The following is a 22,379-nucleotide window of genomic DNA, read 5'->3' as shown; positions in this document are numbered from 1 at the left end:
ATGGTAGTAGGAGATTTCCCAATTGAATTAGATACAGTCGTTGTTGGTGCAGGTCCTGGTGGATACGTTGCGGCAATTCGTGCAGCACAATTAGGTCAAAAGGTAGCAATCATTGAAAAAGCTAACCTTGGTGGCGTATGCTTAAACGTTGGATGTATTCCTTCAAAAGCGTTAATCAATGCAGGTCACCGTTATGAGAATGCAATGCATTCTGATGACATGGGTATCACTGCAGAGAACGTAAAAGTTGACTTTACAAAAGTTCAAGAATGGAAAAACGGCGTAGTTAAGAAATTAACTGGCGGTGTTGAAGGCCTTCTTAAAGGTAACAAAGTTGAAATCATTCGCGGTGAAGCTTACTTCGTAGATGCTAACACATTACGCGTAATGACTGAAGATGCAGCACAAACTTATACGTTTAAAAATGCTGTTCTTGCAACTGGTTCTACACCAATCGAAATTCCAGGATTCAAATACTCTAAACGTGTTATCAACTCTACAGGCGCTTTAAGCTTACCTGAAATTCCTAAAAAACTTGTTGTAATCGGCGGCGGTTACATCGGTATGGAATTAGGAACTGCATATGCTAACTTCGGTACAGAAGTTACTGTAGTAGAAGCTGGCGACGAAATCTTAGCTGGTTTCGAAAAAGCTATGAGCTCTGTTGTTAAACGTGCTCTTCAAAAGAAAGGTAACGTAAATATCCATACAAAAGCTATGGCTAAAGGCGTTGAAGAAACAGAAACTGGCGTAAAAGTTAGCTTTGAAGTTAAAGGTGAAATCCAAACTGTAGAAGCAGATTACGTATTAGTAACTGTAGGTCGTCGTCCAAACACTCAAGAAATTGGTCTTGAGCAAGTTGGAGTTAAAATGACTGACCGCGGCATCATCGAAATCGATGAGCAATGTCGTACAAACGTATCAAACATCTATGCAATCGGTGATATCGTTCCTGGACCTCCATTAGCTCACAAAGCTTCTTACGAAGGTAAAGTAGCTGTTGAAGCAATTAGTGGCCATGCATCAGCAATCGATTACATCGGAATTCCTGCAGTATGCTTCACTGATCCAGAATTAGCATCTGTTGGTTACACTAAGAAACAAGCTGAAGAAGCAGGAATGACAGTAGCTGTATCTAAGTTCCCATTCGCTGCAAACGGTCGTGCGTTATCATTAAACAGCACTGATGGTTTCTTACAACTTGTAACACGTAAAGAAGATGGTCTTCTTGTAGGTGCACAAGTTGCAGGTGCAGGCGCTTCTGATATTATCTCTGAGATTGGTTTAGCTATCGAAGCTGGAATGACAGCAGAAGATATCGCTCAAACAATCCATGCTCACCCAACATTAGGTGAAATCACAATGGAAGCAGCTGAAGTTGCTCTTGGAATGCCAATTCACATTGTAAAATAATTTAAGTAATGTAAATAACCCATCTCTTATTTAAAGAGATGGGTTATTTTTATTTTAATATAATGGCGTGCAAGGTCTTTATATGTACTTGTCGAATGAATATATATAATACTTTAAATGAATCGTTAGAACATAGGTTAATCCAAAAGCAGCATATATACTTTCATATAATATGTAATTGATTCAAACTTAATCCCATATATTAATAAAATAGAGCATGTCAAAGGAGAAGGTTCCATGAGAATATTACATGTTATATTTTATCATTTTCTATTATGGAGTGGTTTTTCCATTGTATTAACATTATCGAATGGTGATAAGTTTCATTATAAAGTAATTCTCTTTTTCGTATTTCTTTATTTGGCATATGTAATTGCATGTTTTGTATTACACGCAAGGAAGCAGGCATTATTCCTTACGTGTTCAAATTGCATACTTTTTTTAATCATATTCTCAATTTTTTAAATTAACGTTTATAGAAATACATTGTTCTTCCATTAAATAATCGTAACTCTCCTTCCAATTTCTTCGCTAGAAAACGGCTAAATTCATTTGCTTTTCCTTTATCGCCGAATGTTGCTGTGGTGGGTAAAGAAATCTGTATGAAAGATTGATCCTTTTCTATTCCAATCCCCACATAAATAGAATTATATCGGTCGTGACTCGATTGGAGTTTTAATGTTGTTGCTGATGTATCTAATATTTCATAAGGAAAAGCTGTATTTGTATAGGCGTAATTAATTTGATCACCAGTCTTGGAAGTAACGGTTTTATAGTTATGAAAAAGGTGTTTGACATCCTCTATTGAAACAGATTGTTGATTGGATTTAGGTACAAGTGTGATAAAGGCGTGTTGCATACAAATTCCCCCCCTAGTTTAGTAGAATAATATCATTCTACATCCTACTGAATTTTTTGACAATTAAAAGGAGTATTACTTTTTTTGTTTAATATATTATTGAGTAGGAAGTGTTATTGAGAAAGGTGGAAACTGATGTTTGAAAAATTGTATGATGAGCATGAAAGTGTGAAGGTACGATTTTTAGGATTTATGACGCATGATACACGTTATGATTTTGGAGTTATTTATACAAATATGTTTTTTGGAAAGCCACTTATTGTTTGTATGCAAACAGGGAGATCTACTTTACTTGGAAGAGATGATGTGGAAAATGTTCCTTATATACAAGAAACTTTTAAGTTAGGGTCGGAAGAGGAGGCAGAGGAGTTAGCTCAGTTTTTTAAATTTCTTGTTCCGTCTACTTCTTTGCATGCGGAGTATGAAGAATAATTAACAAGAAACAGTCGTACGTATGATATATGACTGTTTTTTTGTGTTAATATCGCATACTAATTTATTTTTAAAATATTTAATGTGTTATACTAAAAACCTATTGACGTAAAAAGTATAACATATTAAAATAAAGACAGAAAGTTAAGCGGTTACAAAAAGTTTTTGGGATTATAAACTTAGGGGGAAATGAAAAATGGGAACAATCGTATGTCAAGATTGTGAAGGTACAATTGCACACTTCGAAGATGAGAAAGTAACGGTACTTTACGGGAAATGTGGATCTTGCGGATGTGATCACACAGAGCATACAAAAGCCCAATAATTGATAGGAAATGGACAGCTAAAAGTTTTTAGGACCATAAACTTAGGGGGAAATGAAAAATGGGAACAATCGTATGCCAAGTATGTGAAGGAACAATCGGACATTTTGAAGATGAAAAAACGACAGTGCTTTACGGGAAATGTGGTACAAATTGTGAATGTGCTAATAGAGATAATGCGAAAGCTTAATTATAAATAAGTAGATTATTATTAAAACTCAGGGGGAAATGAAAAATGGGAACAATCGTATGCCAAGTATGTGAAGGAACAATCGGACATTTTGAAGATGAAAAATCAACAGTACTTTACGGGAAATGTGGATCTCATTGCGAATGTGACCAAAAGGAACACTCAAAAGCTTAATAATGAAGAAAAAACGCCTACACATGTAGGCGTTTTTTTTTTTAGTAGATTGTAGTTGTATGTCCGACTGTTGCAACGATTGCATCATCTCTAATTGGAATAAATCCTATTGAGGTTTGTGGTGTGCTAGGCGAACTGTATTGGCTCATAATACGACTATCGATACGAGTAATAGTATCAGTCAAGAAAGCCGAAATAAATGCATAAGGGACTCGTCGTTCATTTAACGCGTATATAATTTCTTCTTTTGTTTTTACACCTACGCCATGTCCGTAAAAAAAGAAATTTCCTAAATAGATTGTGTTTTCTCCTTGCCACTCGATTGTAGCTGGATTCACTTGTGGGTTTTTAAAGTAAACGAGATCGCCTGGAACAAGATCGCCACCTGTTTTTGTTATGAGCTTTAAATCATGATCATAGTCCCATGTATAAAGTAAAAGGTTTGCAAATAGCCGGTTGAAAGTTTTTTCCTCATACAATGATAGTAATGCTTTGTAAAAAATAATTATCATAGCGGTTGCGCATTCAGTTCCATATAGTTTTCCGTTTTTGAAAATATCTTGGATGGCAATGGAAGGCGGTATGTTTGGAAGTAGTTTAAATCCGCCAAGTGATGTTCTTTCCCAAAACTGAGGGTTGCAAAAAGATTGTTGAAATGTACGAAACTGAAATCCGCTTTGAAAAAGTTCTAGCGCGGAAGTAATAATATTAACTCGTAAATTAAGATCAAAGCTGAGTTCATCAGCTGTTCGGAAGGAATAAACTTCTTGATTTCCTGCCATAATGGATAAAATTTGTTGTTTCTCAGCTGCAAATGGCTCATATTCATTTGTGATATAAGGATGTACAATAGAACGGCCTATTACAATCATAATAGTATCCCCACCTATACGTTACATTCTTTAATATCGTATGAGAAAAGGAAAAAAAGGTGAAAGAAAAGCCTATCAACTGATAGGCTTGTACTCTTTAATAACACGTAATGTTTGTAACGTCATATCTTCGGGTCCTTGTACAGGTAACCCTGCTTCTAAATTTTTACGAATATACTCTAAGTTTTCTTGTGTAATAATTTCCCCCGGAGTAAAGATTGGAATCCCTGGCGGATAAACCATAACAAAATCAGCTATTATGCGACCCGCTGCGTTTTCAAATGGAATGACTTCCGTCTCTGAATAAAAAGCATCTCTAGGAGAAAGTGCTAGCACAGGTATTTCTGGAATGTCTACTTGTACTTGAACACCTGTATCTACTCTATTTCTGTATGTTGTTGCTAAATCTTGTAATGCTGTGATAAGTGTATCAGTTTCACTTTCGGTATCTCCAAAAGTGATAAGACAAAGTATGTTATATAGATCAGAGAGTTCTACTTCAATGTTGTAATGTTCTCTAAGCCATACTTCAGCCTCATGGCCAGTAATACCTAAATCTTTTACAGATACAATTATCTTTGTAGGATCATAGTTAAAAGTAGCATCTGTTCCTAGCATTTCTTTTCCAGGACAATAAAGATGCTCAATAGCATTAATAGCATCACGAACATGTTCAGCTAATTGTATTGTTTGTTCTATGAGAACTTTTCCTTCGGTAGCAAGACGTTTTCTAGCAACATCAAGGGATGCTAACAAAATGTAAGAAGTTGATGTTGTCGTAAGCATGCTAATAATGGATTGGACATGCTTTACATTCACAAGACCTTCTTTTACATTAAGAATAGAGCTTTGGGTTAAAGACCCTCCTAACTTGTGAACACTTGTTGCTGCCATATCTGCACCTGCTTGCATAGCCGAGATTGGTAGTTCATCATGAAAATGGATATGAACACCGTGAGCCTCATCAACAAGTACAGGAATATCATAAGAATGAGCTAATTTTACAATCTGCTCTAAATCTGCAGCAAACCCAAAGTATGTTGGATTAATAACAAGTAAGCCTTTCGCATCTGAGTGCTCTTCGAGAGCTTTTTTGACAGACTGCATTGTGATCCCGTGTGAAATACCAAGCTTCGGATCAATCTCAGGATGCATGAAAATCGGTTTTGCACCTGAGAAAATAATAGCTGACATTACAGATTTATGCACGTTTCGTGGCACGAGGATTTTATCACCAGGGCCGCAAACGCTCATCACCATTGTCATAATTGCACCACTTGTACCTTGAATAGAAAAGAAAGTATGATCTGCACCGAAAGCAGCGGCGGCTAAATCCTGAGCTTCTTTAATCATACCTTTTGGATGATGTAAATCATCGAGCGGCGCAATGTTAATTAAATCAATTGCTAATGCATTATGCCCAATAAATTCGCGAAATGTTGGATCCATGCCCTGTCCTTTTTTATGACCTGGAATATGGAATTGAACTGGATTTCGCTTACTGTGCTCAACTAAAGCGGTAAACAATGGTGTTTCGTATTGGGACAATCTATACACCCCTTCTTCTTCGTAATATTTATTAGAATTTGTTTTATATGATTTCATCTCATTCTAAAAGGAATTTAAGATGACTAACTTTTAGAACATGACTTGTTTTCCTGCCATTCACAAAAGCTTTTTTGGGGATGGTAGTCTCACTTTACTTTCTATAAAACAAAAGCATTATATCACCAATAATTATAGATGTATAGAAAAATCTCATTTTCAAGGTGAGTATGTTTAATAGTTAGATTTTAAATACCGCAAAGAGGAAGACAATTCCATTGAAATGGATAAATGGTGTATAATGCAGAGTGGCTATAGTGAAGAATAAAAGATTCTTTTAAAGGTAGCATAATGGAAAAAGAAAGAATACTGAATGAGGTGCAAAATGGAATATCAATATCCACTTGATTACGATTGGTCAAATGAAGAAATGGTAGCAATTGTAAAGTTTTATGAAGCGATTGAAAAGGTATATGAAAAAGGAGTTTTGAGAGAAGACTTGATGGAATTATATCGTCGTTTTAAAGAGATTGTCCCATCGAAGGCAGCGGAGAAAAAAATTGATAAAGAATTTCAAGAAGTAAGTGGATATTCTATATATCGTGCGATTCAAAAGGCAAAAGAAGTAGCAGAAAAAAAGATTGTAAAAATGTAAAAATATTTTGAAAAATAAAATACAAAGTGCTATAATGTGATAACAACTAAAAACGGACAATATAAATTGTCCGTTTTCTACTATCGATTTATCGATTAGAAACCGCATATAAAGGAAGGAGTGATTGCATCGTAGATTCAATCTTAGCAAGGAATTGTTCGTTGGTCATTGCTGAAAACTCCTCTGGTGATATATGAATACCGACTAATAATTCTGCTTTTTTCACAGTAGCTAAACGTTCAATCATCTTTTGTAAGTCTTCCGTTTCAAGCGTTTCATGCAATTTTACACCTGGTTTAGTATGGTCAATGGACCAAACGAAGTCATTTGGAATATTCGTTTTTAAATCATTTAAATGTTCTAAGAAGGCGTGAGCCGTCTCCACTTTTTGTGGACACTCATAGATTAAACCAAAGTATATGAAAGCGTGAGTACCCCATAAACCAATTTGAAAATGTGGTAACATTTTATATCCACGTTTATTTGTTGAAAAAGCAACCCAAGTATCGTTTGGTGGATTGACTTTGCGGCGTGCGTGTTTGGCTACATGGTAGAAAAAGTTTTCATCGGTTTGTTTTGATAAGTATTCTGCAAACTGTTCCCCTAAAGCTTCTAGCTTAGGATGAATATTCGTTTTAATTGCGCTCATTCGTTCTTCAAGACCATCAACAGTAAAAACTTCAAAATCAGTTGATGTGAATGTTTGTAGTGGCATGATTGTTCCTCCAACTCCTATTTTGTTTTATTTTAGCATAGCTTGTACTATTCATAAAAAAAACAGCACAAAAAAATTTTAATAAAAAAATATAATTTTGTTGCATAGATGATTTATCCAACATAGTATAGTATAAAACAAAAAATCAGAAAATTGAATCAATTCTAGTCCGAGGGCAAACGAATATTGGGAGGAGGCAAATAATATGAGACAGGTGATTAATGCGTTAAAGAGAACAGATGCTGAAAAAAGAATTCCGGTGCTACGTTTGGAGCTAGATTATGAATTAGCAACTTTATATGATGCAATGATGGAGAATGACAAACAGAAAAAAGAAGAGTGCGTAGAAAAATTAGAAGTGTTAAGACTTGAAATGATTCGTTTAGAAGCGTAATAATAGTATATGAATAAAAAATTAGTTGGTGCGAACCTTATAAAGGGTTCGTTTTTTCTGTGAACAGTATAGATCGGAGTGTTTAAACATGCACGAGATATGGAAAGATATTGATACACACGCAAAACAGTGGATTCGAGAAGCGGGAGAACGTTTAATGGGATCGCTGAAAAAAGCACTTATTATAGAAACAAAATCTAATGCAGCGGATTTAGTAACAAACATGGATCGAGAGACGGAGCGGTTTTTAATTGGGAGAATTAAAGAAACATTCCCAGCCCATAATATTTTAGGAGAAGAAGGATATGGAGATGAAATCACTTCTTCTAATGGGGTTGTTTGGTTAATTGATCCAATTGACGGCACGATGAACTTTGTTCACCAAAAAAGAAATTTCGCAATCTCAATTGGAATTTATGAGAACGGTATCGGAAAAATTGGCCTTATTTATGATCCAGTTCATGATGAATTATATCATGCGATAAAGGGAGAAGGGGCCTTTTGTAATGATTTACCTATTCCCATGCTAGAAGAAGGAACAATAGAACAGGGAATTATAGCTTTAAATGCGATATGGCTTACTGATAATCCATTGCTGAATACGAAAAAAATGATGAGGCTTGTTAAGAAAGCGAGAGGAACAAGGTCTTATGGTTGTGCTGCGCTAGAAATGGTATATGTTGCAACGGGAAGATTAGATGCGTATGTAACACCGCGTTTATCGCCATGGGACTTTGGCGGGGGACAGATTATTGTAGAAGAAGTTGGCGGGAGAGTGACAACCTTCTCTGGAACTCCTCTTTCTATCATAGAGAAGAGCAGTGTGTTAGTTGCAAAACCAGGAGTATACGAAGAGGTATTATTATTTGTATCGCAGTAACAAAAAAAGTAAGAGGCTATAAAAGAAGCTTCTTACTTTTTAACGTTATTGCGATTTACGCATTTTTCTTTTTGTTACAAAACCGTATCCAACTGTAACAAATGTGCCGATAATGCAAATAATAATACCAATGGGACTATTTTCAGCAACCATAATGCCGATACCGATTAAGAAAATAACACCGATAATTGCAGTTAATAAAAAGCGATATTGAATGTGTTCCATTTCTTCACCCTCCAATCTCATTTTACTTTCACAAAAGTAAGAATACAACTATATTTTCATTCTTGATTTTATTTTGATTGCCATAGTATCCCCTTCGCTCTTATAATAGAGAAGGATTAAAAAGACATTAGGAGTTGGACATGTTGAAAAAACGACAAGATTTACGAAATATAGCAATTATTGCCCACGTTGACCATGGTAAAACAACACTTGTTGACCAGTTATTACGTCAAGCGGGGACTTTCCGTGCAAACGAACACGTTGAAGAACGTGCAATGGATTCGAATGATCTAGAAAGAGAACGCGGTATTACAATTTTAGCAAAAAATACTGCGATTCACTATGAAGATAAACGAATTAACATTTTAGATACACCTGGTCACGCTGACTTCGGTGGAGAAGTAGAACGTATCATGAAAATGGTTGATGGTGTTCTACTTGTTGTTGATGCATATGAAGGTTGTATGCCACAAACACGATTTGTTTTAAAGAAAGCTCTTGAGCAAAACTTAACGCCAATCGTTGTTGTAAACAAAATTGACCGTGACTTCGCTCGCCCTGATGAAGTAGTTGATGAAGTAGTTGACTTATTCATCGAACTTGGTGCAAACGAAGATCAATTAGAGTTCCCGGTTGTATTTGCATCAGCAATGAACGGAACAGCAAGCTTAGATTCAAATCCAGCAAACCAAGAAGAGAATATGAAATCATTGTTTGACACAATCATTGAACATATTCCAGCACCAGTTGATAACAGCGAAGAGCCACTTCAATTCCAAGTAGCACTTCTTGATTACAATGACTATGTTGGTCGTATCGGGGTTGGACGTATATTCCGTGGTACAATGAAAGTAGGACAACAAGTTGCATTAATGAAGGTTGATGGAAGTGTAAAACAATTCCGTGTAACTAAATTATTTGGTTATATTGGATTAAAACGTCAAGAAATTGAAGAAGCAAAAGCTGGAGATTTAGTAGCTGTTTCAGGTATGGAAGACATTAACGTAGGTGAAACGGTATGTCCGGTTGAGCATGAAGAGGCTTTACCATTATTACGTATCGATGAGCCAACATTACAAATGACATTCCTTGTAAATAACAGCCCATTTGCAGGTCGTGAAGGTAAATTCATTACATCTCGTAAAATTGAAGAGCGTCTTCGTTCACAATTAGAAACAGATGTAAGTTTACGTGTAGATAATACAGATTCTCCTGATGCATGGATCGTATCTGGACGCGGAGAATTACATTTATCTATCTTAATTGAAAACATGCGTCGTGAAGGTTATGAACTACAAGTATCTAAGCCTGAAGTAATTATTAAAGAAGTTGATGGCGTAAGATGTGAGCCTGTAGAGCGCGTGCAAATCGATGTACCTGAAGAATACACAGGTTCTATTATGGAATCTATGGGTGCACGTAAAGGTGAAATGTTAGATATGGTGAATAACGGAAACGGTCAAGTTCGCCTTACTTTCATGGTTCCAGCACGTGGTTTAATTGGTTACACAACAGAATTCTTAACATTAACTCGTGGTTACGGTATTTTAAACCACACATTCGATTGCTACCAACCAGTACATGCTGGACAAGTGGGTGGACGTCGTCAAGGTGTTCTAGTTTCACTTGAAGCAGGAAAAGCATCACAATACGGTATTATGCAAGTTGAAGACCGTGGTGTAATCTTCGTTGAACCAGGTACAGAAGTATATGCTGGTATGATTGTCGGAGAACACACTCGTGAGAATGATTTAACAGTTAACGTTGTGAAAATGAAACAACAAACTAACATTCGTTCTGCGACGAAAGATCAAACTTCAACAATGAAAAAACCACGCTTAATGACTTTAGAAGAGTCATTAGAGTACTTAAATGATGATGAGTTCTGTGAAGTAACTCCAGAATCAATTCGTCTACGTAAAAAGATTCTTGATAAGAGCGAGCGCGAAAGAGCTGCTAAGAAAAAGAAATCTGTTGAAGCGTAAAACAGTAAAAACAGCTACCTTTTATAAAGGTAGCTGTTTTTTTATTTTGTTTATTTTTTAGAATATTTACTCTTTTTTGTGGACAGTATTTTTTTTGCGAGTTACTCTTGTATTAAGTACATAAAGAAAATTTGTTTTTATGAGAAGGGAGGAAAGATAGTGTTAGAAAGAATGTCATTTTTCGCGAAATTGTGCAAAGTTGATGAAAATCCAGAACTAGGGATGTGGTTACTTTATGGGACAATTATTATACTGAGTGCACTTGTATATAATTTAGGATTTGCAAGGAAGCTATCAGTGCTAAAAAATATAGTAATATACATATCTTTAGCAATCGGATGCACGGTATTAACTTTCTTTGCAGTTTTTTTACCAGTTGGAGAGGGGCTCGTTGTAGCGGCGATTGTACTTGGAATTTATAGATTACGTTTACGTCAAGCGAAACAACAAAAAGTAGGGTGAAAAGGGGGAGTTTCATGCGCTCGGTACAAGATGCACTATATAATTGGTTAACAATTAAAACTGTTGCGGAAGCGCGTCCAGATGATAGCGCTGCACAAGAAACGTATGTATTATTTCGAAATATGATATATGAAGAGCATAAATTACGAAATGTAGAAGTGGAAAAGAACGAGGAAATGTATTTAATTACATATGAAATTGATGGAGAAATAAGGAGTGCAAGATTTCCAGTAGAAGCAATTGATTGTTTTTTGGATCAGATGAATCGTGAACCAGAAAAATACAAATAAGTCCTTATCTATATGATTAAGGACTTATTTACGGTTTACCAATCGTCTTCTACTTTTTTATCACGATATAATCGGAAATTACCACTTGCATGGCGTTCCATAGTACGCTCTGCAATGCGTTCCGTACATTCCATGCACATATATGTATGAATAGGGCGATTACGCAATTTTTTTGCCATAGGATTTTCGTCATCTAACATATCTTTTTTATCACAAATCATACATCTGACTCTCATTTCGTCACCTCAATACGAATTCTATCAGTATAAGTATATCATGGAAGCATAATGTTTTTGAATAATAGCGGGAAAAAATAATATTTTCGCAATTCGAAAAATAAGTTATGATAGGGGTATAGAAAGATTATTTGGAGGTGGAGATATGGCGAATGTAGTAGAGCCTACATTGACAGATGATTTAGTACAATCGTTACGTAAAGAGAGTATCGTTCTGGTAGCAACGACAGATTTCGAAAAACAAATTCCTAACGTAAGTGCTATTTCTTGGGTATATGCAGTGAGTGAAACTAGTATTCGATTTGCGGTAGATCAACGCTCACGTATTGTGGAAAATATACGGCATAGTGCAGGGGTAGTATTGACTATAATGGCGAATGAATCCGTATTTTCCATATGTGGTGAAGGTCAAATTTTAACAGATAGAATGGAAGGGATTCCACTAAAATTAGCTGTAATAGAAGTGAATGTGCAAGAAGTTCGTGATGTTATGTTTTATGGAGCTAAACTTGCTACAGAACCAGTATATGAAAAAACATATGATCTTCGAGCTGCGAAAAAGCTGGATAATCAAGTGTTGGTAGGAATGAAAGAATTATAAATGGGATGAATAGGAAAGTCGTTCATTAAATTTTGTAATTGAGTATTGTGATTTAATGTGAAAAATAATAATTAAAAGTAATATATTGAATAGAAATGAATAAAAAATAAAGAAAAGGTTTAATTTCTATGAATTTCGATTCTACCTCGTTTATACGTTACATATAATTATAACAATGGTTCGTCCATATTTTATGGATGAAACCCTTGTTCTACAAATTTAAAAGTGGAGTCAGGGGGTAACAGGTTGGATAAAATTTATGTGTTAGATACGAATGTACTTTTGCAGGATCCTTTATCTATTTTTTCATTTGCAACAAATGAAGTAGTGATTCCAGCAGTTGTATTAGAAGAGGTTGATTCGAAAAAACGTTATATGGATGAAGTAGGACGAAATGCTCGTTATGTGTCTAAGTTAATAGATAAATTTCGCGAAATAGGAAAGCTGCATGAAAGTATTCCGCTAGAAAACGGCGGTACATTTCGTATTGAATTAAATCATCGCTCATTTGTTCAACTGCAAGATATTTTTGTAGAAAAAACAAATGATAATCGAATTTTAGCGGTAGCGAAAAACCTATCTTTAGAAGAACAAGAAAAAGAGGACGGGAAGTCTGTTATTTTAGTAAGTAAAGACGTGCTCGTAAGGGTAAAAGCTGATGCAATTGGTTTGAAGGCTGAAGATTATTTAAGTGACCGCGTAATTGAAGTAGACAATATATATTCAGGATTTTTAGAAGGATATATATCAAAAGAACAATTGGATTATTTTTATGAAAAAGGTGAACTACCTTTATCTGAAATAGCAAATCATCCTTTTTATCCAAATCAGTTTGTTGTAATGAAAGATGCACTAGGGGGCTCTAGTTCAGCACTTGGGATTGTGGATCATTTAGGTAAGAAGGTAAAGAAACTTATTTTTCACAATGAACAAGTATGGGGAATACGCCCACGAAACGTGCAGCAAATTATGGGATTAGAATTGTTGCTTCGGGAAGATATTCCGCTAGTAACGTTAACGGGGAAAGCTGGTACAGGAAAAACATTACTAGCGTTGGCTTCGGGACTCATGCAAACGGAAGATTTAGGGTTATATAAAAAACTACTCGTTGCAAGGCCAATTGTTCCAGTCGGAAAAGATATCGGTTATTTACCAGGAGAAAAAGAAGAAAAATTAAGACCGTGGATGCAACCGATCTTTGATAATCTAGAGTATTTATTTAATACGAAAAAGCCAGGAGAGTTAGATGCTATTTTAGCTGGAATGGGTTCGATCGAAGTAGAGGCCCTTACCTATATACGTGGGAGAAGTATTCCAGATCAGTTCATTATAATTGACGAAGCACAAAATTTAACAAAACATGAAGTGAAAACGATATTAACAAGGGTAGGGGAAAAAAGTAAAATTGTATTAATGGGAGATCCTCAGCAAATTGATCACCCGTATTTGGATGAATATAATAACGGTTTAACATATGTTGTAGAGAAGTTTAAAGAGCAACGTATTAGTGGTCATGTAAAGTTTGTTAAAGGGGAGCGGTCTAATTTAGCTCAACTAGCAGCGGATTTATTATAAAAAGGAGTGAGCTTCAGCTCACTCCTTTTTTGTCTTTTAATTATACAATTTAAATGATTGTGAATTTACGGATGTTACGAATCGGATTTTGTCTATTAGATCCATCGTGGAAATATAGATGAACAGGTCCGTCTTCTCTTAATGGTTTACCTTCTTTTGAAAAACCGAGAATTGCTTGATTAGCTGTTTCTAACGGAAGTGTAATCGAATTGTCTGTGGTTTCAATTTCGATTTGAGTAGCACCTTCTAAAATTTCAGCATTTTTAAGAAATGGCTGAAGTGGTATGCCAAATGTTCCGTTAATAAGCTGTTCTTTTTTATATTTCTTTACGCTTTGTTGGATTGGCGGGAAGGCAGCGCCATCACGGATTTCGCGATCCCAATGCTCTGAAGTATGTTTTAAGTATGTTTCTAATTCGGATGATTCTTCTCTTGTTTCATCAAAGTAAGTTGTCAAATCTAATTTTCGATCATCAAAAATCCAAACAGTTGGATCGATAGTGATTGGAAAACGTACTTTTCCATTAATAAATAAAATTTCGCTCATTGTTGTTCCCCCATTTGTGTTATACTCCCACTTTTCAGTATAATAGTATTAGACACTGTTGTCACAAAAAATGTTTCTATTGCAATTTATTAAAACTATCGCTAATATTAATAGATAGGAGAGAGTAGGACGGAAACGGAGGGAATCAATTTGGCGTCTGAGACAGTATCAAATCATCAGGAAAAGGCACTAGCCCTTCTACAAGCGGATGCGGAGAAGATCTTAAGACTCATTAAGGTGCAAATGGACAATCTTACAATGCCGCAATGTCCATTATATGAAGAAGTGTTAGACACACAAATGTTTGGACTATCCCGCGAGGTCGATTTTGCAGTTCGCCTTGGTCTTATTGCAGAAGAACAAGGGAAAGCGATGCTAGGAGAGCTCGAACGTGAGTTATCTGCACTTCATGAAGCATTTACAAACAAACAACAATAACGGGTTCAAATAGGAGGGCTCAAACTGAAATAGTTTGGGCTTTTTATTTGTATGATAAAGCAGGAAGAATCTGTATACATATGGAATACAACAATAATTAAATTGAAACAGAAAGAGGAAATGAAATGAAAAAAGTATGGAAATCGATGGATTATTCATTATTACTTCCTCTTATTATTTTATGTGTGTTGGGAGTAATAATGGTATATAGTTCTAGTTCCATTGTTGCGATTTCAAAGCATAACTGGCCAGCAAATTACTTTTTTAAAAAACAATTAGTTGCTCTAGCAATTGGAACGATAATGTTAGCGATTATCGTTGCTATTCCCTATAAGATTTGGAGAAAGCGAATAGTTTTGATTGCAATGGGAACAGGGAGTATTGTTTTATTACTTGCAGCCTTCCTTTTCGGTAAGGAAGTGAATGGTGCAAAAGGATGGATATTAGGTATACAACCAGCTGAGTTTGTGAAAATAACGGTTATTATTACGCTAGCAAACTTTTTTGCCAAGAAACAAGAGACGCAAACAGCTTTTGTACAAGGGATAATTCCGCCTTTAGCTGTTGTCGGTGGAGCGATGGGATTAATTTTACTTCAAAATGACTTAGGGACCGATATACTAATAGGTGGAACTGTACTAATTATGTTCTTTTGTTCGGGAGTTAATGTTAATTTAAGTATAAAACGATTTCTTTTAACGTCTATAATATGGATTCCGGCGTTGTATTTAATTGGGAATTATAAGTTGAATCCATACCAAAAAGCGCGTTTTTCAGTTTTTCTTGACCCATTTAACGATCCTCAAAATGATGGATTCCAATTAATAAATTCTTTTATTGGAATTGCTTCAGGTGGGCTACATGGTCGAGGATTAGGAAACAGTGTACAAAAATATGGCTACTTACCAGAGCCGCAAACAGATTTTATTATGGCAATTATATCTGAAGAGCTCGGTTTTATAGGTGTAGCAGTCATTTTAATCTGTTTATTATTAATTATTATTCGGTCGCTCAGGGTTGCACAAAAATGTAAAGATCCGTTTGGCAGTTTAATAGTAATAGGGATTGCAGGTTTATTTGGAGTTCAAACTTTTGTTAATGTCGGTGGGATGTCTGGGTTAATACCGCTTACAGGGGTACCATTACCGTTTGTAAGTTATGGTGGAAGTTCTTTATTGGCTAATTTACTTGCAATGGGTATACTGTTAAATATTGCTAGTCATGTAAAACGACAAGAGAAACTACAGAATGAAACGAATACAGAAATAGGGCAAGGTGGACCACATCTTGTTGTTGTAAAATAAAAAGCACACTGGGACGAAGAGCTCAGTGTGCTTTTTATTTCGTTTATTTTTAATGTGATATACTATTTTGTTATATTGATTAAAAATATATCACATTAAAATTAATGTGATATACAATAATGTTGTTAGAAAAGGAAGAGGTATGCTATACTGTTTTTGTGAAACAAATTGATCAGAAAACTTATCATTTGTTGAAAAATAAGGTATGATGGATAAAAATAAAGTGAAGCTTTCTAAGTATAATATAATGTGGAAAGTGAAGAACTTCACGCTCTTTAGAGTGTGTATGTATTTTATCTCTAGAGTGGTAGAAAGTAGAGGGGGAAAATCATGACAAAGCTGCAACGTATTCAAAAAGTATTGGTAGCTAACCGTGGAGAGATTGCAATTCGTGTATTTCGAGCATGTTCAGAACTTGGATTAAACACAGTTGCAATTTATTCGAAAGAGGATAGCGGTTCTTATCATCGCTATAAAGCCGATGAGTCCTATTTAGTTGGGGAAGGAAAAAAACCAATTGATGCTTATCTAGATATTGAAGGCATTATTGAGATTGCGAAAAGTAATCATGTAGATGCAATCCACCCTGGATATGGTTTCTTGTCAGAAAATATTCAATTCGCAAAACGTTGTGAAGAAGAAGAAATTATCTTTATTGGTCCAAAAAGTAAGCATTTAGATATGTTTGGAGATAAAGTTAAAGCAAGAACACAAGCGCAGTTAGCACAAATTCCAGTTATTCCTGGTAGTGATGGTCCAGTAAATTCATTAGAAGAAGTCGCAGAATTTGCTGAAAAGTATGATTACCCGATTATTATTAAAGCGTCCCTTGGTGGTGGCGGCCGAGGTATGCGTATAGTACGAGCTAGTGAAGAATTAAGAGAATCGTATAATCGCGCGAAATCAGAAGCAAAAGCAGCCTTTGGTAATGATGAAGTATACGTTGAAAAATTCGTTGAAAAACCTAAACATATAGAAGTACAAATTTTAGCAGATGAAGAAGGCAATGTTGTTCACTTATTCGAGCGTGACTGTTCTGTACAACGTCGCCATCAAAAAGTTGTCGAAATCGCACCGAGTGTATCGCTTTCAGATGATTTGCGTCAACGTATTTGTGATGCTGCTGTTAAGTTAACGAAAAATGTAAACTATTTAAACGCAGGAACGGTAGAATTCCTTGTAAAAGGTGATGAGTTTTACTTCATTGAAGTAAACCCACGTGTTCAAGTTGAACATACAATTACAGAAATGATTACAGGAGTGGATATCGTTCAATCACAAATATTAATAGCTGATGGACATGCATTACATAGTAAAATGGTAGGTGTTCCTAAGCAAGAGGAAGTGGTTGTGCATGGATTTGCAATCCAATCTCGTGTAACGACTGAAGACCCACTAAATAATTTCATGCCAGATACAGGGAAAATTATGGCGTACCGATCAGGCGGTGGTTTTGGTGTTCGTCTTGATACAGGTAATAGTTTCCAAGGTGCAGTTATTACACCATACTACGACTCTTTACTTGTAAAAGTTACTACTTGGGCACTTACTTTTGAACAAGCCGCTGCAAAAATGGAACGTAACTTAAAAGAATTCCGTATTCGTGGTATTAAAACAAATATTCCATTCCTAGAGAATGTAGTAAAACATAAAAACTTCTTATCAGGAGAATATGACACTTCATTTATTGACGCTTCACCTGAACTATTCTTGTTCCCGAAACGTAAAGACCGCGGAACAAAAATGTTAAATTATATTGGTACAGTAACAGTAAATGGCTTCCCAGGAGTAGGGAAAAAAGAGAAACCAATTTTCTCAGATGCTCGTATACCAAATGTGATACACTCAGAGCCAATCCAAAATGGAACGAAACAAATTTTGGATGAGCGTGGGGCGGATGGATTAGTAAAGTGGGTACAAGATCAAAAGCGTGTACTTTTAACTGATACAACATTCCGTGATGCACATCAGTCATTACTTGCAACTCGTGTTCGTACAAAAGATTTACATCACATTGCAGAGCCGACAGCGAGAATGTTACCAAACTTATTCTCAGCGGAAATGTGGGGCGGTGCAACGTTTGATGTTGCATATCGTTTCTTGAAAGAAGATCCATGGGAACGATTACTAGATCTTCGTGAAAAAATGCCAAACGTTTTATTCCAAATGTTACTTCGCTCTTCAAACGCAGTAGGTTACAAAAACTATCCAGATAATTTAATTCAAAAATTTGTGGAATGTTCTGCTCAAGCTGGAATTGATGTCTTCCGTATTTTTGATAGCTTAAACTGGGTAGAAGGTATGAGAGTTGCGATTGATGCTGTACGAGATACTGGTAAAATTGCAGAAGCGACAATGTGTTACACAGGAGATATTCATGATCCGTTACGTAGTAAATATGATTTAAATTACTATAAAAACTTAGCAAAAGAGTTAGAAGCATCAGGAGCTCACATTTTAGGTATTAAAGATATGGCGGGCTTACTAAAACCAAATGCAGCATATGATCTAGTTTCAGCATTAAAAGAGACGGTATCGATTCCGATTCATCTGCACACACACGATACAAGTGGAAATGGTATATTAACGTATACGAAGGCAATTGAAGCAGGTGTTGACATTGTCGATGTAGCAGTAAGTTCTATGGCTGGTCAAACGTCACAACCAAGTGCGAACACGCTATACTATGCGTTAGGCGGAAACGAAAGACAGCCAGACGTTAATATAGATTCATTAGAAAAACTATCTCATTACTGGGAAGATGTACGTAAATACTACGCACCGTTTGAAAGTGGTATGAATGCACCTCACACAGAGGTATATATGCACGAAATGCCAGGCGGACAGTATAGTAATTTACAACAACAAGCGAAAGCGGTTGGTTTAGGAGATCGCTTCGATGAAGTTAAAGTGATGTATCGCCGTGTTAATGATATGTTTGGTGATATTGTAAAAGTAACACCATCATCTAAAGTTGTCGGTGATATGGCATTATTTATGGTTCAAAATCACTTAACAGAACAAGATATTTTAGAGCGTGGACATTCTATGGACTTCCCAGGATCTGTTGTTGAAATGTTCTCGGGAGATTTAGGACAACCATATGGTGGTTTCCCGAAAAAATTACAAGAAATAATTTTAAAAGGGAAAGAGCCATTAACAGTAAGACCAGGTGAATTATTAGAGCCGGTAGATTTCGATGCTTTACAAAAAGAGTTATTCCATAAACTTGGACGCGAAGTGACGATTTTTGATGTAGTCGCATATGCGTTATATCCAAAAGTGTTTATGGACTACGAAAAAGTTGCTGATCTTTATGGAAACGTATCTGTGCTTGATACAACGACATTCTTCTATGGAATGAGATTAGGTGAAGAAATCGATGTGGAAATCGAACAAGGTAAAACATTGATGGTTAAACTAGTATCAATCGGAGAGCCTCAGCCAGATGGAAACCGTGTACTTTACTTGGAGTTTAACGGTCAACCACGTGAGATTGTTGTGAAAGACGAAAGTGTAAAAGCAACAGTGGCACAACGTGTGAAAGGAAACCGTGAAAATCCAAACCACATTAGTGCAACAATGCCAGGGACAGTTATTAAAGTAGTTGTAAAAGAAGGCGATGAAGTGAAAAAAGGCGATTCTATGGCAATTACAGAAGCGATGAAAATGGAAACGACAGTTCAAGCGCCGTTCAATGGTAAAGTGAAAAAAGTATATGTTAACGATGGAGATGCAATTCAAACGGGTGACTTACTCATTGAATTAGATTACTAAAATAGAAAAAGAGCTGTGTAAATACAGCTCTTTTTTTATCGCAAAAAATACCTTGCCAATTCGGCAAGGTATTTTAATTTAAATTTATTTTGTTTGTTTAGAAGTTGATTCAGCTTCTTTTGCATTCGCTTTACTTCTTGTACCTAACATAACTAAATAGCATAGTACAGCAAACAAGCAAGAAATGAATAGTGAATGTAATAATGCCATTACTAAATTAGCATTTGTAAATACGACTAAAATTCCCACGATAGCTTGAAGTGTAACAAGGATAAATGAAATGATCCATCCCCAGTATACGACAGGCTGCTGTTTGTAATGGCGAATAGCGAGAATCATCGCGTATAGTATCCAAGCGAAAATTAACATCGCTGCAACTCTATGTCCCATTTGAACCCATTCATGTAGTTGAGTTGGCATAGGTCTATTTTTGCTACATAAAGGAAAGTCTGGGCAGGCTAAGCTAGCTCGTTCGTGACGTACTAAAGCGCCTGTGTAGACGACAATATAACTGTAAATTGTTACACCATAAATATGAAATTTCATTTTTTTGTCCATAATAAGTGAACGTGCATCAAATTTCTGGTCGATTTCAAAGATAAGACACGTTAATAAAATGACAGAAGCAAATGAAATTAAGGAAATACCGAAATGGATAGCAAGTACAGCTGGCATTTGTCCCCAAACAACAGCAGCAGCTCCCATTAATGCTTGTGCAACTAAAAATACGAAGGATAAAATTGCTAACGTTTTTGTTTCGCGCACATGTTTATAATATTTCCAGGACAAAATACAAAGGAGTGTGACAAGAATTCCTGCTGATCCTGATGTAAGTCGGTGACTTAGTTCAATAATAGTTTCCATTGATAAATTAGATGGAACAAATTCACCGTTACAAAGTGGCCATGATTTACCGCACCCTTGGCCAGAACCTGTTTTTGTAACTAAGGCGCCTCCTAGTAAAACTATTAATAAATCAAGACTCGTAATGACTGCTAACCATTTAATAAAGCGTTGCAATCTATTTCACCATCTTTCTGCTATGAAGTTATTGCGAAATATTTTCATTCCATTATGTATAGAATAAAACGCGCTAGTTCCTATGATATATAAAAAATAATAAAATAGCAAAGAAATGGTGGGCGCAGACAGGGGAGAGAAAATGGGTGTAGAAATAGGATATATAAGGAAAATTTTAGGTGGAAAATAGGCTATTTTGAAAAGAAATGGGGAGAATACGTGTTAAATATGACAAAAAAAGTTTATGATAGAAGGTAACATCATGTTATGATAAGGACAAGTAAGAATTAAGTTTTTTATGTTCGACACAAAAAGTTCATGTTTTCTTCACAAAATGTTCGGGAAATATGATTTAATATATTGGAGTATGGGCGTAGATTAGTAGTAGAATGGGTTAACAATGTTTCTACTGTAATAATATTGCTATATAGAAGCGAAATATTTCATTCGAAATAGGCGCAAAAAGAAAGATGAAAGTTTTAAGAGGGGGTTAAAGTGATGAACCATGCAACAAGTGAGCTGCATGATGAGTCTGCTGTTACAAGTGTGCCGGAAACAACTCGGTTACAAGATTTAAAAGCGCTCGTTAAAATGGGGATTGTAAACTCAAATACACTTACTGTATTTACAGGATTTTGGTTGGCATTACACTTTAATGGATTAAGTGTGATGGACAATCTGGATAAGTTATTCTTTACAATCGTTGGTTCTGGATTAATTATGGCGGGGGTATGTTGTTTAAATAATTACATTGATCGAGACATCGACCCGTTAATGGAAAGAACAAAAAACCGTCCAACGGTTACTGGGAAGTATAAACCGGGATTTGCACTTACATTTGGACTAGTTATATTACTTCTTGGATTTGTATTTTTATTATTAACAACACCAATGGCAGTATTAATGGGATTTATTGGTGCTTTCACATATGTTGTCTTATATACGTTATGGACAAAGAGAAAGTATACACTAAATACTGTTGTAGGTAGTATATCTGGAGCAGTTCCACCTTTAATTGGATGGGCAGCAATCGATCCATCTTTAGGCCATCCAATTGCTTGGATGTTATTTTTAATTATGTTTATTTGGCAAATCCCACATTTCCTCGCATTAGCGATGAAACGTGTTGATGAATATCGAAATGCAGGAATCCCAATGCTTCCTGTTGTACAGGGATTTGATATTACGAAACGTCAGATTATGATTTGGACAGTATGTTTATTACCACTACCATTTTATATGAGTGGGCTTGGAATAACATTCATGGTAATCGCAACATTGCTAAACATCGGATGGATCGTACTAGGGTTTTATGGCTTCCGTAAGCAAGATGACATCAAATGGTCCGTAAAAATGTTTGTTTATTCCCTGAATTACTTAACAATCTTATTTGTGTCAATGATTGTAGTTACATTCTTCTAAGACAACGACATGATTGGATTTCTTTACGTTGAGATTTACTTTACT

General features: G+C 35.7%; 26 protein-coding genes. 18 read left to right on the top strand and 8 right to left on the bottom strand.

Annotated features, from left to right (window positions below; all coding sequences use genetic code 11):
• On the top strand, positions 1 to 1,413 hold the full coding sequence (gene lpdA / locus BAU23_RS02800; RefSeq protein WP_000260106.1) for a dihydrolipoyl dehydrogenase: 1,413 nt from the start codon (positions 1 to 3) through the stop codon (positions 1,411 to 1,413).
• Between the two features lie 237 nt (positions 1,414 to 1,650).
• A complete protein-coding gene (locus tag BAU23_RS02795; protein WP_001221349.1) occupies positions 1,651 to 1,878 on the top strand; it encodes a hypothetical protein in 228 nt (75 codons plus the stop codon).
• Position 1,879: 1 nt separating this feature from the next.
• Here BAU23_RS02795 and BAU23_RS02790 read toward each other — a convergent pair whose 3' ends face one another.
• Positions 1,880 to 2,272: a DUF1885 family protein gene (locus BAU23_RS02790; protein ID WP_001163313.1), complete on the bottom strand. Its 393-nt coding sequence runs from the start codon at positions 2,270 to 2,272 to the stop codon at positions 1,880 to 1,882.
• Positions 2,273 to 2,407: 135 nt separating this feature from the next.
• On the opposite strand from BAU23_RS02790, the gene BAU23_RS02785 reads away from it, so the two are divergent.
• From BAU23_RS02785 to BAU23_RS02770, 4 genes are all read left to right on the top strand, one after another.
• Positions 2,408 to 2,704, top strand: a complete 297-nt coding sequence (locus tag BAU23_RS02785) for a DUF3055 domain-containing protein (protein ID WP_000462037.1) — start codon at positions 2,408 to 2,410, stop codon at positions 2,702 to 2,704.
• 196 nt (positions 2,705 to 2,900) lie between these two features.
• Positions 2,901 to 3,029 carry a GapA-binding peptide SR1P gene (locus BAU23_RS02780; protein ID WP_000536778.1) on the top strand — a complete coding sequence of 43 codons (129 nt, stop codon included), beginning with the start codon at positions 2,901 to 2,903 and terminating at the stop codon, positions 3,027 to 3,029.
• 59 nt (positions 3,030 to 3,088) lie between these two features.
• Positions 3,089 to 3,217 (top strand): GapA-binding peptide SR1P, encoded by a 129-nt coding sequence (locus BAU23_RS02775; protein WP_000536808.1) that lies wholly within the window; start codon positions 3,089 to 3,091, stop codon positions 3,215 to 3,217.
• 45 nt (positions 3,218 to 3,262) lie between these two features.
• The gene (locus BAU23_RS02770; RefSeq protein ID WP_000536797.1) at positions 3,263 to 3,391 is read left to right on the top strand and encodes a GapA-binding peptide SR1P; all 129 of its coding nucleotides are present in this window, start codon (positions 3,263 to 3,265) and stop codon (positions 3,389 to 3,391) included.
• A 41-nt stretch (positions 3,392 to 3,432) separates the two neighbouring features.
• Here the strand turns inward: BAU23_RS02770 and BAU23_RS02765 are convergent, their stop codons facing one another.
• Together BAU23_RS02765 and speA are read right to left on the bottom strand one after the other, a co-directional pair.
• Entirely contained in the window at positions 3,433 to 4,263 is an 831-nt protein-coding gene (locus BAU23_RS02765; protein ID WP_000635345.1) for a protein-glutamine gamma-glutamyltransferase, read from the bottom strand.
• A 75-nt stretch (positions 4,264 to 4,338) separates the two neighbouring features.
• Positions 4,339 to 5,811 (bottom strand): arginine decarboxylase, encoded by a 1,473-nt coding sequence (gene speA / locus BAU23_RS02760; RefSeq protein ID WP_000084908.1) that lies wholly within the window; start codon positions 5,809 to 5,811, stop codon positions 4,339 to 4,341.
• 382 nt (positions 5,812 to 6,193) lie between these two features.
• On the opposite strand from speA, the gene BAU23_RS02755 reads away from it, so the two are divergent.
• Positions 6,194 to 6,463 (top strand): UPF0223 family protein, encoded by a 270-nt coding sequence (locus tag BAU23_RS02755; RefSeq protein ID WP_000456545.1) that lies wholly within the window; start codon positions 6,194 to 6,196, stop codon positions 6,461 to 6,463.
• An 88-nt stretch (positions 6,464 to 6,551) separates the two neighbouring features.
• On the opposite strand, the gene BAU23_RS02750 is transcribed toward BAU23_RS02755, so the two are convergent.
• The gene (locus tag BAU23_RS02750) at positions 6,552 to 7,178 is read right to left on the bottom strand and encodes a YktB family protein (RefSeq protein ID WP_001130994.1); all 627 of its coding nucleotides are present in this window, start codon (positions 7,176 to 7,178) and stop codon (positions 6,552 to 6,554) included.
• Between the two features lie 205 nt (positions 7,179 to 7,383).
• Between BAU23_RS02750 and BAU23_RS02745 the strand changes: the two genes are divergently transcribed.
• Both BAU23_RS02745 and BAU23_RS02740 read left to right on the top strand, forming a co-directional pair.
• A complete protein-coding gene (locus BAU23_RS02745) occupies positions 7,384 to 7,572 on the top strand; it encodes a hypothetical protein (protein WP_001250167.1) in 189 nt (62 codons plus the stop codon).
• 88 nt (positions 7,573 to 7,660) lie between these two features.
• Positions 7,661 to 8,452 (top strand): inositol monophosphatase family protein, encoded by a 792-nt coding sequence (locus BAU23_RS02740; protein ID WP_071733471.1) that lies wholly within the window; start codon positions 7,661 to 7,663, stop codon positions 8,450 to 8,452.
• 45 nt (positions 8,453 to 8,497) lie between these two features.
• Here BAU23_RS02740 and BAU23_RS02735 read toward each other — a convergent pair whose 3' ends face one another.
• Positions 8,498 to 8,677 carry a DUF5325 family protein gene (locus tag BAU23_RS02735; RefSeq protein WP_000400129.1) on the bottom strand — a complete coding sequence of 60 codons (180 nt, stop codon included), beginning with the start codon at positions 8,675 to 8,677 and terminating at the stop codon, positions 8,498 to 8,500.
• A gap of 140 nt (positions 8,678 to 8,817) precedes the next feature.
• On the opposite strand from BAU23_RS02735, the gene typA reads away from it, so the two are divergent.
• The 3 genes from typA (at position 8,818) to BAU23_RS02720 (ending at position 11,414) form a co-directional block, all read left to right on the top strand.
• On the top strand, positions 8,818 to 10,662 hold the full coding sequence (gene typA / locus BAU23_RS02730) for a translational GTPase TypA (RefSeq protein ID WP_000914767.1): 1,845 nt from the start codon (positions 8,818 to 8,820) through the stop codon (positions 10,660 to 10,662).
• A gap of 159 nt (positions 10,663 to 10,821) precedes the next feature.
• Positions 10,822 to 11,124, top strand: a complete 303-nt coding sequence (locus BAU23_RS02725) for a YlaH-like family protein (RefSeq protein ID WP_000893663.1) — start codon at positions 10,822 to 10,824, stop codon at positions 11,122 to 11,124.
• A gap of 14 nt (positions 11,125 to 11,138) precedes the next feature.
• Positions 11,139 to 11,414 (top strand): hypothetical protein, encoded by a 276-nt coding sequence (locus BAU23_RS02720; protein WP_001258153.1) that lies wholly within the window; start codon positions 11,139 to 11,141, stop codon positions 11,412 to 11,414.
• Positions 11,415 to 11,449: 35 nt separating this feature from the next.
• On the opposite strand, the gene BAU23_RS02715 is transcribed toward BAU23_RS02720, so the two are convergent.
• Positions 11,450 to 11,650 carry a YlaI family protein gene (locus tag BAU23_RS02715; protein ID WP_002094429.1) on the bottom strand — a complete coding sequence of 67 codons (201 nt, stop codon included), beginning with the start codon at positions 11,648 to 11,650 and terminating at the stop codon, positions 11,450 to 11,452.
• Positions 11,651 to 11,795: 145 nt separating this feature from the next.
• Between BAU23_RS02715 and BAU23_RS02710 the strand changes: the two genes are divergently transcribed.
• Positions 11,796 to 12,251: a PNPOx family protein gene (locus tag BAU23_RS02710; protein WP_000024573.1), complete on the top strand. Its 456-nt coding sequence runs from the start codon at positions 11,796 to 11,798 to the stop codon at positions 12,249 to 12,251.
• A gap of 246 nt (positions 12,252 to 12,497) precedes the next feature.
• Complete coding sequence (locus BAU23_RS02705) at positions 12,498 to 13,826, top strand: PhoH family protein (RefSeq protein WP_000358078.1); 1,329 nt, start codon at positions 12,498 to 12,500, stop codon at positions 13,824 to 13,826.
• Between the two features lie 49 nt (positions 13,827 to 13,875).
• On the opposite strand, the gene BAU23_RS02700 is transcribed toward BAU23_RS02705, so the two are convergent.
• On the bottom strand, positions 13,876 to 14,373 hold the full coding sequence (locus BAU23_RS02700; protein ID WP_016130202.1) for a hypothetical protein: 498 nt from the start codon (positions 14,371 to 14,373) through the stop codon (positions 13,876 to 13,878).
• A gap of 150 nt (positions 14,374 to 14,523) precedes the next feature.
• Between BAU23_RS02700 and BAU23_RS02695 the strand changes: the two genes are divergently transcribed.
• The 3 genes from BAU23_RS02695 to pyc all read left to right on the top strand — a co-directional run bounded on the left by BAU23_RS02695 (position 14,524) and on the right by pyc (position 19,892).
• Positions 14,524 to 14,811 (top strand): Fpa/YlaN family protein, encoded by a 288-nt coding sequence (locus tag BAU23_RS02695; RefSeq protein ID WP_000135698.1) that lies wholly within the window; start codon positions 14,524 to 14,526, stop codon positions 14,809 to 14,811.
• 125 nt (positions 14,812 to 14,936) lie between these two features.
• Complete coding sequence (ftsW, locus tag BAU23_RS02690; protein ID WP_000758397.1) at positions 14,937 to 16,115, top strand: putative lipid II flippase FtsW; 1,179 nt, start codon at positions 14,937 to 14,939, stop codon at positions 16,113 to 16,115.
• 330 nt (positions 16,116 to 16,445) lie between these two features.
• Complete coding sequence (gene pyc, locus BAU23_RS02680; RefSeq protein WP_071733469.1) at positions 16,446 to 19,892, top strand: pyruvate carboxylase; 3,447 nt, start codon at positions 16,446 to 16,448, stop codon at positions 19,890 to 19,892.
• 84 nt (positions 19,893 to 19,976) lie between these two features.
• Here pyc and ctaA read toward each other — a convergent pair whose 3' ends face one another.
• A complete protein-coding gene (gene ctaA / locus BAU23_RS02675; RefSeq protein ID WP_001188734.1) occupies positions 19,977 to 20,912 on the bottom strand; it encodes a heme A synthase in 936 nt (311 codons plus the stop codon).
• Positions 20,913 to 21,410: 498 nt separating this feature from the next.
• On the opposite strand from ctaA, the gene ctaB reads away from it, so the two are divergent.
• A complete protein-coding gene (gene ctaB, locus BAU23_RS02670) occupies positions 21,411 to 22,334 on the top strand; it encodes a protoheme IX farnesyltransferase (RefSeq protein ID WP_001015055.1) in 924 nt (307 codons plus the stop codon).
• Positions 22,335 to 22,379: the final 45 nt, after the last annotated feature.

It is taken from the genome of Bacillus nitratireducens, assembly GCF_001884135.1.
GTDB lineage: Bacteria > Bacillota > Bacilli > Bacillales > Bacillaceae_G > Bacillus_A > Bacillus_A nitratireducens.
Note: the sequence above shows the minus strand (reverse complement) of the source record. Positions and strands in the feature narration are given on the sequence as shown.

What these genes read in the sequence shown, in the direction of transcription:
- BAU23_RS02780 (WP_000536778.1), top strand. Translation starts at nt 2,901, where the DNA reads ATGGGAACAATCGTATGTCAAGATTGTGAAGGTACAATTGCACACTTC.
- lpdA (WP_000260106.1), top strand. Translation starts at nt 1, where the DNA reads ATGGTAGTAGGAGATTTCCCAATTGAATTAGATACAGTCGTTGTTGGT.
- BAU23_RS02795 (WP_001221349.1), top strand. Translation starts at nt 1,651, where the DNA reads ATGAGAATATTACATGTTATATTTTATCATTTTCTATTATGGAGTGGT.
- BAU23_RS02775 (WP_000536808.1), top strand. Translation starts at nt 3,089, where the DNA reads ATGGGAACAATCGTATGCCAAGTATGTGAAGGAACAATCGGACATTTT.
- BAU23_RS02700 (WP_016130202.1), bottom strand. Translation starts at nt 14,373, where the DNA reads ATGAGCGAAATTTTATTTATTAATGGAAAAGTACGTTTTCCAATCACT.
- BAU23_RS02720 (WP_001258153.1), top strand. Translation starts at nt 11,139, where the DNA reads ATGCGCTCGGTACAAGATGCACTATATAATTGGTTAACAATTAAAACT.
- BAU23_RS02715 (WP_002094429.1), bottom strand. Translation starts at nt 11,650, where the DNA reads ATGAGAGTCAGATGTATGATTTGTGATAAAAAAGATATGTTAGATGAC.
- BAU23_RS02765 (WP_000635345.1), bottom strand. Translation starts at nt 4,263, where the DNA reads ATGATTGTAATAGGCCGTTCTATTGTACATCCTTATATCACAAATGAA.
- BAU23_RS02785 (WP_000462037.1), top strand. Translation starts at nt 2,408, where the DNA reads ATGTTTGAAAAATTGTATGATGAGCATGAAAGTGTGAAGGTACGATTT.
- ctaB (WP_001015055.1), top strand. Translation starts at nt 21,411, where the DNA reads ATGAACCATGCAACAAGTGAGCTGCATGATGAGTCTGCTGTTACAAGT.
- BAU23_RS02710 (WP_000024573.1), top strand. Translation starts at nt 11,796, where the DNA reads ATGGCGAATGTAGTAGAGCCTACATTGACAGATGATTTAGTACAATCG.
- BAU23_RS02790 (WP_001163313.1), bottom strand. Translation starts at nt 2,272, where the DNA reads ATGCAACACGCCTTTATCACACTTGTACCTAAATCCAATCAACAATCT.
- pyc (WP_071733469.1), top strand. Translation starts at nt 16,446, where the DNA reads ATGACAAAGCTGCAACGTATTCAAAAAGTATTGGTAGCTAACCGTGGA.
- typA (WP_000914767.1), top strand. Translation starts at nt 8,818, where the DNA reads ATGTTGAAAAAACGACAAGATTTACGAAATATAGCAATTATTGCCCAC.
- BAU23_RS02755 (WP_000456545.1), top strand. Translation starts at nt 6,194, where the DNA reads ATGGAATATCAATATCCACTTGATTACGATTGGTCAAATGAAGAAATG.
- BAU23_RS02750 (WP_001130994.1), bottom strand. Translation starts at nt 7,178, where the DNA reads ATGCCACTACAAACATTCACATCAACTGATTTTGAAGTTTTTACTGTT.
- BAU23_RS02745 (WP_001250167.1), top strand. Translation starts at nt 7,384, where the DNA reads ATGAGACAGGTGATTAATGCGTTAAAGAGAACAGATGCTGAAAAAAGA.
- BAU23_RS02735 (WP_000400129.1), bottom strand. Translation starts at nt 8,677, where the DNA reads ATGGAACACATTCAATATCGCTTTTTATTAACTGCAATTATCGGTGTT.
- BAU23_RS02770 (WP_000536797.1), top strand. Translation starts at nt 3,263, where the DNA reads ATGGGAACAATCGTATGCCAAGTATGTGAAGGAACAATCGGACATTTT.
- BAU23_RS02740 (WP_071733471.1), top strand. Translation starts at nt 7,661, where the DNA reads ATGCACGAGATATGGAAAGATATTGATACACACGCAAAACAGTGGATT.
- ftsW (WP_000758397.1), top strand. Translation starts at nt 14,937, where the DNA reads ATGAAAAAAGTATGGAAATCGATGGATTATTCATTATTACTTCCTCTT.